Consider the following 11,961-nt stretch of genomic DNA (forward strand, 5'->3'; position numbering starts at 1 on the left):
TCGGCTGCATGGCGGGCTGTTTAGGAAGAATTCACTGCGGGACGAGAGACTAAATCGACTGATTGATGAACGCATTGGACGCATGGACCTGAAGCGACGCAACGATTGAATCGCCCTGAAGCGGCAGCTCGAAGGCCAACCAGCGCCACTTTCCGGAATCGTCCTTACGGCGACCGCAGAGCTGTCTCCGGAGCGGACCATCTCGGCAGATGATATTTTTTTGATTTGAAAAGAGCTATTTGAGCAATCGAATGAAGGTCTGGGTCTATACCGACACAAGCAAGCCCGTTGGCGAGCCGGAGCATCTGAAGGTTTTCGCGACCAATGACGCCGCGCAGTCGTGGTTCAAGCGGAACGTCCCGCAGGGCGTCGCATTTGCCTACGAGATCATTCTGGGGCCGCGTTACCTGGCCAAGACGCTCCTCGTGCTGTCTGTCCTGCTTCTTGGCATCGCCGATCTCTACACCACCAACACGATCCTGAATCTCGGCCTCGGCGAGTTGAACCCGTTCATGCATGTCGCTCAGACATGGCTCGGCCCCTGGTGGCTTATCCCGAAGCTCGGTTTGACCTATTTCATGATGTGGCTGCTGTGGCGCAGCAACAACCCTTACAATATCGCGATAGTGGTGGCGTTTTGCTCCACGCCCGTACTCAATAATCTTCTCATCATAGCAGGCACGAACTAACCTCAATTCACGTTTCGACCGTGAACCGGAGGATCGATCTGGCTCACCCATACGTCTCCACGATGAAGTCGATCAGCGCGCGGAGCTTCGGCGTCATCTTGCGGTGCTTCGGCCACAGGATCTGACGCGCGCGGGTCTGCGTCGTGTAGTTCGGCAGCAGGACCTGCAGCCGTCCCGCGGCGATATCGTCGGCCAGCAGTTCGTCGCGCATCAGCACGATGCCGGCGCCGGCCAGCGCCGCATAACGGATGCCGAATGCGCTGTTGATGAAGAGGCGGCTCGCGACATCGACATGCACTTCGCCCTCCGGCCCGGAGAAGGTCCATCGCTGCCCGTCCGACCAGCCGGGGTAGCGCAGGCATTCATGGCGGGCGAGATCCGCCGGCTGGGTCGGCGTGCCGCGTTCGGCGAGATAGCTCGGCGCGGCGCAAACCACGCCGGTATAGGGCGACAGCGAGCGCGACATCATGGTGGAGTCGGTCAGCGTGCCGACCCGGATCGCCGCATCCAGCCCTTCCTCGAGCAGGTCGACCATCCTGTCGCTGAGGATGAGGTCGACCGAGACGTCCGGATATCTCTTCATGAAGCGGACCAGCGCGGGCGCCAGGCTGTACGACCCGAAGGCGACCGAGGTCGCGACGCGGAGCTTGCCGCGCGGTGCGCTGAGCGCCTCCTCGACCAGCGCATCGCCGGCTTCGGCCTGTTCCAGCAATTGCCTGCAGTGATCGAGATAGCTGCGGCCGAGCTCGGTGAGGCCCTGCCGCCGGGTCGAGCGGTTGATCAATTGCGAGCCGAGCCGGTCCTCGAGAAAACGGATATGCTTGCCGATCATGGTCGGCGACATCCGCAGCTCCTTGGCCGCCGCGGTGAAGGAGCCGAGATCGGCGACGCGGGCGAACACCGACATGCTGGTCAGTCGATCCATGATTATAAACCAATAGTTATTTCACTTCAGATCAAAGCGCCGCTTATAGGGCGTTGGAATTGTATTTATTACCATAAGTGAGCAATCGGCGCGATGATGCTTGCGATTGCTTTGGAATGTGGCCGGTCGCGCCCGGAGGGGCGCGGACCGCGCGGGGCCTCGAACTAGGACAGGAGTGTCAGGATGCCTTTCCAGATCACGATCAATGGGACCAGTCATCAGGTCGATGCCGATGGCGACACGCCGCTGCTCTGGGTGCTGCGCGACGTGCTGGGCATGACCGGCACCAAGTTCGGCTGCGGCATGGCGCTGTGCGGCGCCTGCACGGTGCATCTCGATGACAGCGCGGTGCGCTCCTGCATCACGACGATCGACAGCATCGGCGACTCCAAGATCACGACCATCGAGGCGGTCGGCAACACGCCGGCGGGCAAGAAGATCCAGGACGCCTGGCTCGCGCATGAGGTGCCGCAATGCGGCTACTGCCAGTCCGGCCAGATCATGTCCGCCTCCGCCTTGCTCGCAAGCAAGCCGAAGCCGACCGATGCCGATATCGACGACGCGATGTCGGGCAACATCTGTCGCTGCGGCACCTATGTCCGCATTCGCGAAGCGATCAAGCAAGCCGCGCAGTCGGGAGGTTGAGCCATGACGCTGATCGACAATTTGTCCGAGCGCGCCGCCGATCTGTCGCGGCGCAACTTCCTCCGCGCCGGCGCGATTGCAGGCGGCGGCCTGCTGCTCAGCGTGAGCCTGCCGTTCGCGAGCCGCGAGAGCGAGGCGGCCGCCTCCGATGGCTTCGCGCCGAACGCCTTCGTCCGGATCGGCGGCGACGGCAAGGTCGTGCTGACCATGCCCTATGTCGAGATGGGGCAGGGCACCTATACCTCGATCCCGATGCTGATCGCCGAGGAGCTCGAGATCGGTCTGACGCAGGTCCGGCTCGAACACGCGCCGCCGAGCGACAAGCTCTATGCCAATCCGCTGCTCGGCGTGCAGGCCACCGGCAATTCGAACGCGATGCGCGGCGCCTGGCAGCCGATGCGGAAAGCCGGCGCCACCGCGAAAGCGATGCTGGTCGCAGCCGCGGCGAAGCGCTGGAACGTCGAGCCTGGGACATGCCGCGCCGAGAACGGCGAGGTGCATCACGCGGCCTCCGGACGCAAGCTGGGCTACGGCGAACTGGCGACTGACGCGGCGCAGATGCCGGTGCCGGAGAACGTCACGCTGAAGAGCCCGTCCGAGTTCAAGCTGATCGGCACGCCGGCCAAGCGACTCGATACGCCCTCCAAGATCAACGGCACGGCGGTCTACGGCATCGACGCCCGGCCGCCTGGGGTGAAGGTCGCGACGCTGGCGCAGTCGCCGGTGTTCGGCGGGCGGGTGAAGCGCGTCGATGATGCGGCGGCCAAAGCCGTCAAGGGCGTGCGCCAGATCGTGACGCTCGACGACGCCGTCGCGGTGGTGGCCGACCACATGGGGGCGGCCAAGAAGGGTCTGGCGGCGCTCACGATCGAGTGGGACGAGGGGGCTCACGCCAAGCTCGCCACGTCGGATATCGCGCGCGAGCTCGAAGCCGCCACCACCAAGCCGGGCACGGTCGCGCAAAATATCGGCGACGCCGACAAGGCGATGGCGGGCGCGGCGACGAAAGTCGAGGCGACCTATCAGCTGCCGTTCCTCGCCCATGCGACGATGGAGCCGATGAACTGCACCGTGCATGTGCGCCCCGATAGCTGCGAGATCTGGGTCGGCAGCCAGGCGCTCTCGCGCGCGCAGGCGGTGGCCGCGAAGGTGCTGAACATGCCGCCGGAGAAGGTGGTGGTGCACAATCATCTGCTCGGCGGCGGCTTCGGCCGCAGGCTCGAGGTCGATGGCGTCATTCGCGCGGTGCAGATCGCCAAGCAGGTCGATGCGCCGGTCAAGCTGGTGTGGACCCGCGAGGAGGACATCCAGCACGACATGTACCGGCCGTACTGGTGCGACCGGATTGCGGTCGGCCTCGATGCATCCGGCAAGCCGGTCGCCTGGAACAACCGCTTCGCCGGCTCGTCGGTGTTGGCGCGGTGGGCGCCGCCGGCGTTCCGCAACGGTCTCGACCCCGACACGACCGAAGGCGCGATCGATCTCGTCTACGACATCCCCAACTTCCATGTCGAATATGTCCGGGTCGAACCGCCGGGCATTCCGACCGCGTTCTGGCGCAGCGTCGGGCCCTCGCACAACGTGTTCGTCACCGAAAGCGTGATCGACGAGCTGGCGGCGGCGGCGAAGCAGGATCCGGTCGATTATCGCCGCGCGCTGCTCGGCAAGTCGCCGCGCGCCAAGGCGGCGCTCGAGCTCGCGGCGGCCAAGGCCGGCTGGGGCGGCAAGGTGCCGGCCGGGCGCGGACGCGGCGTGTCGCTGCAATTCGTGTTCGGCAGCTACCTCGCGCAGGTCGCCGAGGTCGAGGTCGCCAGGGACGGCTCGGTCCGCGTCCACCGCGTCGTCTGCGCGATGGACTGCGGCACCGTGGTCAATCCCGACACGGTGCAGGCGCAACTGCAGAGCGGCATCAATTTCGGCGTCACGGCGGCGCTCTACGGCGAGATCACGCTCAAGGACGGCCGCGTCGAGCAGAGCAATTTCGACAGCTACCAGATGCTGCGCATCGATCAGGCGCCGGCGATCGAGGTCCACATCGTCCCGAGCACCGAGCCGCCCGGCGGCATGGGCGAGACCGGAACCTCGGGCATCGTGCCGGCGATCAGCAACGCGATCTTCGCGGCGACCGGCAAGCGGCTGCGCAAGATGCCGGTCGATCCGGCGGTGTTGAAGCAGACGTGACCGGTTGAATGCCCGCACCGCCGGGGCGGTGCCTGCGGCTCGCACGGACACTGCGTTCCCACGGCGCGGTGCATCCGAGCCTCGCTCAATTCTGCCGCCCCTCAGCAGGGGGCGGCTCCACGGCGACATCGAAAATATTCTAGCCTGACCGATCGAGGTGTAACCAAACTGACCGCGTAAGCGAACCAGTAGGTACAGGCGCTGCATGTCGACCACGGAGAACGAGCTCAAGGCATTGATGCTTGCCAGCCAGGACGGCGATGCGGCGGCCCACCGGGCGTTGCTGGAGCGCCTGAGTCGGCATCTGCGCGCCTATTACAAAAGCAAGCTTGCCAGGACCGGACGCAGCGCGGCCGAGGCGGAAGACCTGGTGCAGGAGGCCGTGTTGGCGATTCACCTTCAGCGGCATACCTACGACCCGGCACAGCCACTGACGCCCTGGGTGCACGCGGTCGCGCGCTACAAGCTGATCGATTTCCTGCGCCGAACACGGGCTTCGCGCGCCGATGTGCCGATCGACGACGCCGACGACATCACGGCGCATGACGATCACGTCGGCGCCGAGAGCAGCTTTGACGTCAGGCGATTGCTCAAGCAGTTGCCGGCGAACATGCAGTGCGCAATCGCGGCCGTAAAGCTCGACGGATTGAGCGTCGCAGAGGCGGCGCAGCGGTGCGGCATGTCGGAATCCGGCGTGAAGGTCAGCATCCATCGCGGGCTCAAAGCTCTGGCCGCGTTGATTGCTCGGAGAACGGATCCATGAAGACGGACGAACTCATTGCAGCGCTCAGTACGAATGTCGAGCCGGTCGATCGCCGGCTGGTCAGCCGCAGTGTCGCTATCGCGCTCGGGCTGGGGCTGGTTGCGGCGCTTGGCCTCGTGTTTGCTGGGCTCGGTGTCCGCGCCGACCTGACCACGCCTCGCGCCGTGACCTTTCTGTTCCTGAAGCTCGCATTCGCGCTCGGCACTATGGGTGCGGCTTCGGTCTATCTGACCCGGCTGGCGCGTCCGGGAGGCGAGCGAACAATTTCCCTCGGACTTGCTGCGCTACCGTTCGCGGCGATCATGCTGCTCGCCGCGATCAGCCTTGGACAGGCGCCCAGCTCCCATTGGGACAGGATGGTCATGGGAGACCAATGGCTCGAATGCCTGATTTCCATTCCGGTCATCGCGATCGTGCCGTTTGCTGTGGTCATCTGGGCCGTCAGAAAGGCGGCGCCGACCAATCTGGTGCGGGCGGGGGCATTCGGCGGCCTTGTCGCAGGTGGCGTGAGCGCTGTCGCCTACGCACTCCATTGCACCGATGATTCGCTGCCCTTTGTCGCGCTGTGGTACGGCGGCACGATCGTACTGTGCACACTCGCGGGTGCGGTATTGGGACCGCGGCTGCTGCGCTGGTGAAAGGGGGGAGATCGGACCTTTCACGTCGGCGTGAGCCTGTAACCGGGGGAATACTGGCTCCGAACTCATGATCAGAAGCGCAAATGAATGCACTTCAGAAAAATGATGGAGCCGGGTTATGTCGATCAACAAGATCATTCTCGCTTTCTCGTTCCTGGTGCCGGTCGTTGTGGCATCGGCGACTGCGCAGGCGGGCGCGACGATCTCTGACAAGCGGTATTTGCCCAATGAGGCCAGGGAAACAACGCCGGCGGTCGCCACCCAACGCAGCCCGATGTCTGCATTCGGTTATGATCAGGAAGCGGCGCGCTTGCAGCCAATGAACGTTCCGGACACGGCTGGAACGCGGTGGCGCTATCACGGCGGGCCGAAGTCTCAATAGGCGGGGCGTCAGGCCGGGGTGAACGGTTAACCACCCAACCTCTCGCTGGTGCACTTGTGAACAGGGTGACCTTTCCAGCACCCGTCCTTTGTGAGACTGTCGCACCATGAATGTTCGCCAATTGTTCAGATTGCTGCTCGCCGTCCTCGTGACGGCAGGCCTGACAATTGCGCCGCTGGCTACGCCTGCGGCGGCCGGATCTTTGTTGACCGGTATGAGCCAGATGGCGGACACGTCGGACATGGCGGCTGATATGCCGTGCTGTCCCGACAAGCAGAAGAGCAATGACTGCCGGGATTGTCCGCTGGTTGCGATTTGCATGTTGAAGGTCCTGCACGCGGGACCGTCGGCTCTCGGCCTCGCGATGAGGCCGGTGACGCAGCTGCAATTGCATCCGCATGACGATCTGGTTGCCGACGGCTTGGTCCGTCCGCCTCCCGACCATCCTCCTCGATATTTGGTCTGACTGGCGCTGCAAAGCGCCGGTTGCTGCTGCGCGGCCCTTGGACGCGTGGACGTTTCATGCCGCGCAAGCGGCAGATCAAATCCAATCGAGGAACGAGATAATGAAGTTGTTCACCACGTCGCGTGCCGTAGGGGCCGCGCTCATCGGTCTGGCGCTGACAGGCACCGCCAACGTCGCGCTCGCCGACACCAAGGACTACGAATTCCAGCTCGTCGACCAGACTGTTCAGGCCGGTCCGGACAAGGTTGTCACCGTCAGGCTAATGAACAAGAAGACCGGCAAGGCCGTGCCTGACGCCGTGATCTTCGCGACGCGGCTCGATATGGCCCCGGACGGCATGCAGGAGATGGCTACCAAGGTCACGCCGATGCCGGGGACCGAACCCGGCACCTATCGGTTCAAGGCGACCTTTGGGATGGCCGGCCGCTGGCAATTGTCGCTCGGCGCCAAAGTGCAAGGCGAGACGGGCACGGTCGAAAGCAAGCTCGTAGTCACGGCCGGAAAATGAACCGGCTGGCTCTGGCCGGCGCTGCCGCTGCGCTCCTTGCAGCGGCAGGCGTCGCACATATCGGCCGCGGCCTGCCGTCTTGGGTGGGCGCAAATCTCGCTGCCTCTGCCGCGCAAGCGGCGGAAGCAGGCGCGCCGATCTATTACCGTGATCCGGACGGCAAGCCGTTCTACTCACTGACGCCGAAGAAGACGGCTGACGGCCGCGACTACCGGCCCGTCGCCGCCGGCGCCGATATCAGCTTTGACGAGGCGGAAGGGCCGACGGCAATGCCGGCGGCCGACGCCAAGCGCGAGCGCAAGGTGAAATATTATCGCAATCCGATGGGACTTCCCGACACCTCGCCGGTGCCGAAGAAGGACTCCATGGGGATGGATTACATCGCCGTCTATGACGGCGAAGACAGCGACGACGGTTCGATCACGCTGTCGCCCGGCAGGATCCAGCGCAGCGGCGTCAAGTCCGAGGCCACGCAGATGCGCCGCATCCGCACGCTGGTCCGGGCACCTGGCACGATCCAGCTAGACGAGCGTCGCGTCTCCGTGATCGCGATGCGGGCCGAGAGCTACGTGCAGAAAGTCGCCGACGTCACGACCGGCAGCCGCGTGACGAAGGGCCAGCCGTTGATGGAGATCTACAGCCCGGCAATATCGTCCGCTGCGGCCGAATATGTCGCGACCATCACGTCGAAGGCGACTGCGGGTATCGAGCCCTACGGGCGCGGCTCCAAGCAGCGGCTGACCAATCTCGACGTTCCCGAACCGGTCATCGCCGAGATGGAGAAGAGCCGGACGGTTCCGATCGCGATCCAGTGGCTGTCGCCGCGCGACGGCATCGTGCTGCAGCGCGCCGCCATCGAGGGCATGCGCGCCCAACCCGGCGACGCGCTGTTTCGGATCGCCGACGTCTCTGTCGTGTGGGCATTGGTCGACGTCGCCGAGCGCGATCTCGGCAACATCGTGGTCGGGCAAAAGGTCACGGTGCGGGCACGCAGCTATCCCGGTCGCAGTTTCGCAGGCCAGATCAGCGTGATCTACCCGCAGGTCAACAAGGAGACGCGCACCGCGCGGGTCCGGATCGAATTGCAGAACGCCGACCTCGCACTGCTTCCGGACATGTATGTCGACGCCGAGATCGACACCGGCAGCGCGGCGCCGGTACTTACGGTCGCTGATAATTCCATCCTCGACACTGGCAGTCGCCAGAGCGTGCTGATCGACCGCGGCAACGGGCGGTTCGAGCCGCGCGAGGTCAAGCTCGGGCGGCGCGGCGAGGGCTATGTCGAAATCCGCGACGGCCTCGCCGAAGGCGATGCGGTGGTGACCTCCGCCACCTTCCTGATCGACGCCGAGAGCAATCTGAAAGCGGCGATCAAGGGCTTTGCCGAGGCCGGTGCTGCGCAGGCGGGCGAGGGCGACAAGACGGGGGACCGCCGATGATTGCCCGCATCATCGCCTGGTCGGCGCGCAACCTGCTGCTGGTGCTGTTCGGCACCGGCTTTGCGGCAGCCGCGGGCCTTTACGCGCTGCTGCATCTGCCGCTCGATGCGATCCCCGATCTCTCCGACACCCAGGTCATCGTCTACACCGAATATCCCGGCCAGGCGCCGCAGGTGATCGAGGACCAGGTCACCTATCCCCTGACCACGGCGATGCTGACGGTGCCGAAGTCGAAGGTCGTGCGCGGCTTCTCGTTCTTCGGCGTGTCTTTTGTCTATGTCATCTTCGAGGACGGCACGGACGTCTACTGGGCGCGCTCGCGCGTGCTCGAATTCCTCAACGGCGCGGCGTCGCGGCTGCCGGCTGGCGTCTCGCCGACCATCGGACCCGACGCCACCGGGGTCGGCTGGGTCTACCAGTATGCCGTGATGTCGAAAGAGCTGAACCTTGCGGACACCCGCACGATCCAGGACTGGAATCTGAAATTCGCGCTTGCCAGGGCGGAAGGCGTGGCCGAGGTCGCCAGCGTCGGCGGCTTCGTCAAGCAGTACAATGTCATTCTCGATCCGCAGCGGATGCGCGATCGCGGCATCACCATGCAGCGGATGCGCGATGCGATCCGCGCCAGCAACGCCGACGTCGGCGGCCGCACCGTCGAGCTGTCCGAGTTCGAATATGTCATTCGCGGCAAGGGCTATCTGAAGGACATCAACGATCTCGGCAATATCGTGCTGAAGACCGATGGCGGCACGCCGGTGCTGCTGCGCGACGTCGCCCGCGTCCAGCTCGGCCCCGACGAGCGGCGCGGCATCACTGAACTGAACGGCGAGGGCGAGGTGGCGAGCGGCATCGTGCTGCAACGCTTCGGCGTCAACGCGCTCGACGTGATCGAGAACGTCAAGAAGCGTTTCAGGGAGATCGCGACCAGCCTGCCGAAATCGGTCGAGATCGTGCCGGTCTATGACCGCTCCAACCTGATCTATGCGGCGATCGACACGCTGAAGCGCACGCTGTTCGAGGAGAGCGTGGTGGTCGCGCTGGTCTGCATCGTGTTCCTGCTGCATGTCCGGAGCGCGCTGGTCGCGATCCTGATGCTGCCGGTCGGCGTCTTGATGGCGTTCGGCGCGATGAAGCTGCTCGGCATCGGCTCCAACATCATGAGCCTCGGCGGTATCGCGATCGCGATCGGCGCCATGATCGATGCGGCGATCGTGATGATCGAGAATGCGCACAAGCACCTGGAGCGCGCCGAGCCCGGGCGGTCGCGGGTCGCGATCCTGATCGAGGCCGCGGCGGAGGTGGGGCCGGCGCTGTTCTTCAGCCTGCTTATCATCACCGTTTCCTTCATGCCGATCTTCACGCTGGAGTCGCAGGAGGGGCGGCTGTTCTCGCCGCTCGCCTTCACCAAGACGTTCGCGATGGCGGCGGCGGCGCTGTTGTCGGTGACGCTGGTGCCGGCGCTGATGGTGATCTTCGTCCGCGGCCGGATCGTCCCCGAGCACAGAAATCCGATCAATCGCTTTCTGATCTGGATCTACCGTCCAGTCATCAACGGCGTGTTGCGGGCCAAGACGCTGGTGATCCTGCTGGCGCTCGGTGCCGTCGCTGTCTCGATCTGGCCGGCCCGGCAGCTCGGCACCGAGTTCATGCCCGACCTCAATGAGGGCACGCTGCTCTACATGCCGACCACGCTGCCGGGAATTTCGGTGACCAAGGCTGCCGAGCTGTTGCAGATGCAGGACCGGATCATTCGCAGCTTTCCGGAGATCGCCTCGGTCTACGGCAAGGCCGGCCGCGCCGCGACCGCAACCGATCCGGCGCCGTCGGAGATGTTCGAGACCGTCATCAATCTGAAGCCGAAACAGCAGTGGCGCGCCGGCCTCACGCTCGACCGCCTGATCGGCGAGATGGACAAGGCGCTGCAATTTCCCGGCGTCTCCAACGCCTGGACCATGCCGATCAAGGCGCGCATCGACATGCTGTCGACCGGGATCAGGACGCCGGTCGGCGTCAAGGTGATCGGTCCCGATCTCGCCGTGATCGACAAGCTCGCGCGCCAGGTCGAGCAGGTCGTGCGGGGCGTGCCCGGCACCTCGTCGGCCTATGCCGAACGCAGCCTCGGCGGCTACTATCTCGAGATCACGCCGAACCGTGAGGCGTTGTCGCGCTACGGCATCGCGGTGCAGGACGTGCAGGACACGATCGCGACCGCGCTGGGCGGCCAGAGCGTGACCACGACGGTCGAGGGGCGCCAGCGCTTCACCGTCAACATGCGCTATCCGCGCGATCTGCGCGACAATCCGGCGGCGATTGCGAGCGACATCCTGGTGCCGATGCCGACGGGCGGGGCGGTGCCGCTCGGCGAGGTCGCCGACATCGCGCCGGCGCGCGGGCCGACCACGATCCGGACCGAGAACGGGCAACTTGCGACCTATATCTATGTCGACATCCGCGATCGCGATCTCGGCGGCTATGTCGCGGACGCGCAGCGCGCGGTGCAGGCCGGCGTGCAGTTTCCCTCCGGAACCTACGTGGTCTGGAGCGGGCAGTACGAATACCTCGAGCGCGCCGCCGCGCGGCTCAAGATCGTGGTGCCGGTGACGCTTCTGATCATCTTCCTGCTGCTCTACCTCAATTTCCGCTCGGTGGCGGAGACGATGATCGTGATGCTGTCGCTGCCGTTCGCGCTGGTCGGCGGGCTCTGGCTGATGTGGGCGCTCGGCTTCAACCTGTCGGTTGCGGTCGCGGTCGGCTTCATCGCGCTCGCCGGCGTCGCCGCCGAGACCGGCGTCGTGATGCTGATGTATCTCAACCAGGCGCTGGGCGAGATCACGGCGCGTCGCGCGGCCGAGGGACGCACGATCGACCGTGACGATCTCCATCGCGCGATCATCGCAGGCGCGGTCGAGCGCGTCCGGCCGAAGATGATGACGGTGGTCGCTATCATGGCCGGGCTGTTGCCGATCATGTGGAGCACCGGCACCGGCTCGGAGATCATGCAGCGCATCGCGGTGCCCATGATCGGCGGCATGATCTCGTCGACGCTGCTGACGCTGATCGTGATTCCCGCGATCTTTGCCGTCGTGAAGGGCGTCGAGATCAAGGCGAGAGTGCCGGCACGCGAAGTTGCTTCCTGTGCCGCGCGCCAAGCGGCAAAGATGTGATGGAAACATGACGCCGGTTCGTGGAGTCAAACCGGATTGAATGATACCCTGAGGGGGTATATAGCTGATGGCGGTTCGCGGCTGGCTGATTTGCAGTCAGCTTGCGGGCAATCGGAGATGCGAGGCGGGTGTTGGTGCGACTGAACAGGCGAGGGCGGGTG

At 64.9% G+C, this 11,961-nt stretch carries 11 protein-coding genes; 10 read left to right on the top strand and 1 reads right to left on the bottom strand.

Features of this window, described 5'->3' with window-relative positions; genetic code table 11:
* The first annotated feature begins 251 nt into the window (after positions 1–251).
* Complete coding sequence (locus IF803_RS05510) at positions 252–689, top strand: DUF5658 family protein (protein ID WP_304495936.1); 438 nt, start codon at positions 252–254, stop codon at positions 687–689.
* Between the two features lie 43 nt (positions 690–732).
* Here the strand turns inward: IF803_RS05510 and IF803_RS05515 are convergent, their stop codons facing one another.
* On the bottom strand, positions 733–1,614 hold the full coding sequence (locus IF803_RS05515; protein ID WP_461191521.1) for a LysR substrate-binding domain-containing protein: 882 nt from the start codon (positions 1,612–1,614) through the stop codon (positions 733–735).
* Positions 1,615–1,797: 183 nt separating this feature from the next.
* Between IF803_RS05515 and IF803_RS05520 the strand changes: the two genes are divergently transcribed.
* From IF803_RS05520 to IF803_RS05560, 9 genes are all read left to right on the top strand, one after another.
* The gene (locus IF803_RS05520; RefSeq protein WP_016843894.1) at positions 1,798–2,259 is read left to right on the top strand and encodes a (2Fe-2S)-binding protein; all 462 of its coding nucleotides are present in this window, start codon (positions 1,798–1,800) and stop codon (positions 2,257–2,259) included.
* A 3-nt stretch (positions 2,260–2,262) separates the two neighbouring features.
* A complete protein-coding gene (locus IF803_RS05525) occupies positions 2,263–4,440 on the top strand; it encodes a xanthine dehydrogenase family protein molybdopterin-binding subunit (RefSeq protein ID WP_461191522.1) in 2,178 nt (725 codons plus the stop codon).
* Positions 4,441–4,645: 205 nt separating this feature from the next.
* Positions 4,646–5,203: a sigma-70 family RNA polymerase sigma factor gene (locus tag IF803_RS05530; RefSeq protein ID WP_461191523.1), complete on the top strand. Its 558-nt coding sequence runs from the start codon at positions 4,646–4,648 to the stop codon at positions 5,201–5,203.
* On the top strand, positions 5,200–5,841 hold the full coding sequence (locus IF803_RS05535) for an NrsF family protein (protein WP_461191524.1): 642 nt from the start codon (positions 5,200–5,202) through the stop codon (positions 5,839–5,841). The genes IF803_RS05530 and IF803_RS05535 overlap by 4 nt, the downstream gene beginning before the upstream one ends.
* Positions 5,842–5,959: 118 nt before the next feature.
* Positions 5,960–6,223, top strand: a complete 264-nt coding sequence (locus IF803_RS05540) for a hypothetical protein (RefSeq protein ID WP_461191525.1) — start codon at positions 5,960–5,962, stop codon at positions 6,221–6,223.
* A 130-nt stretch (positions 6,224–6,353) separates the two neighbouring features.
* A complete protein-coding gene (locus tag IF803_RS05545; RefSeq protein WP_461191526.1) occupies positions 6,354–6,689 on the top strand; it encodes a hypothetical protein in 336 nt (111 codons plus the stop codon).
* Between the two features lie 100 nt (positions 6,690–6,789).
* Positions 6,790–7,197, top strand: coding sequence for a FixH family protein (locus IF803_RS05550; RefSeq protein WP_461191527.1), 408 nt, complete (start codon positions 6,790–6,792; stop codon positions 7,195–7,197).
* Positions 7,194–8,636, top strand: coding sequence for an efflux RND transporter periplasmic adaptor subunit (locus IF803_RS05555; protein ID WP_461191528.1), 1,443 nt, complete (start codon positions 7,194–7,196; stop codon positions 8,634–8,636). The genes IF803_RS05550 and IF803_RS05555 overlap by 4 nt, the downstream gene beginning before the upstream one ends.
* Positions 8,633–11,800: an efflux RND transporter permease subunit gene (locus IF803_RS05560; RefSeq protein ID WP_461191529.1), complete on the top strand. Its 3,168-nt coding sequence runs from the start codon at positions 8,633–8,635 to the stop codon at positions 11,798–11,800. The genes IF803_RS05555 and IF803_RS05560 overlap by 4 nt, the downstream gene beginning before the upstream one ends.
* The last annotated feature ends 161 nt before the right edge of the window (positions 11,801–11,961 follow it).

It is taken from the genome of Bradyrhizobium sp. UFLA06-06, from assembly GCF_054820065.1.

Bases quoted from the DNA above. Each gene is read 5' to 3' on its own strand.
- IF803_RS05515 (WP_461191521.1), bottom strand. From the start codon at position 1,614: ATGGATCGACTGACCAGCATGTCGGTGTTCGCCCGCGTCGCCGATCTC.
- IF803_RS05550 (WP_461191527.1), top strand. From the start codon at position 6,790: ATGAAGTTGTTCACCACGTCGCGTGCCGTAGGGGCCGCGCTCATCGGT.
- IF803_RS05560 (WP_461191529.1), top strand. From the start codon at position 8,633: ATGATTGCCCGCATCATCGCCTGGTCGGCGCGCAACCTGCTGCTGGTG.
- IF803_RS05520 (WP_016843894.1), top strand. From the start codon at position 1,798: ATGCCTTTCCAGATCACGATCAATGGGACCAGTCATCAGGTCGATGCC.
- IF803_RS05530 (WP_461191523.1), top strand. From the start codon at position 4,646: ATGTCGACCACGGAGAACGAGCTCAAGGCATTGATGCTTGCCAGCCAG.
- IF803_RS05525 (WP_461191522.1), top strand. From the start codon at position 2,263: ATGACGCTGATCGACAATTTGTCCGAGCGCGCCGCCGATCTGTCGCGG.
- IF803_RS05535 (WP_461191524.1), top strand. From the start codon at position 5,200: ATGAAGACGGACGAACTCATTGCAGCGCTCAGTACGAATGTCGAGCCG.
- IF803_RS05510 (WP_304495936.1), top strand. From the start codon at position 252: ATGAAGGTCTGGGTCTATACCGACACAAGCAAGCCCGTTGGCGAGCCG.
- IF803_RS05555 (WP_461191528.1), top strand. From the start codon at position 7,194: ATGAACCGGCTGGCTCTGGCCGGCGCTGCCGCTGCGCTCCTTGCAGCG.
- IF803_RS05540 (WP_461191525.1), top strand. From the start codon at position 5,960: ATGTCGATCAACAAGATCATTCTCGCTTTCTCGTTCCTGGTGCCGGTC.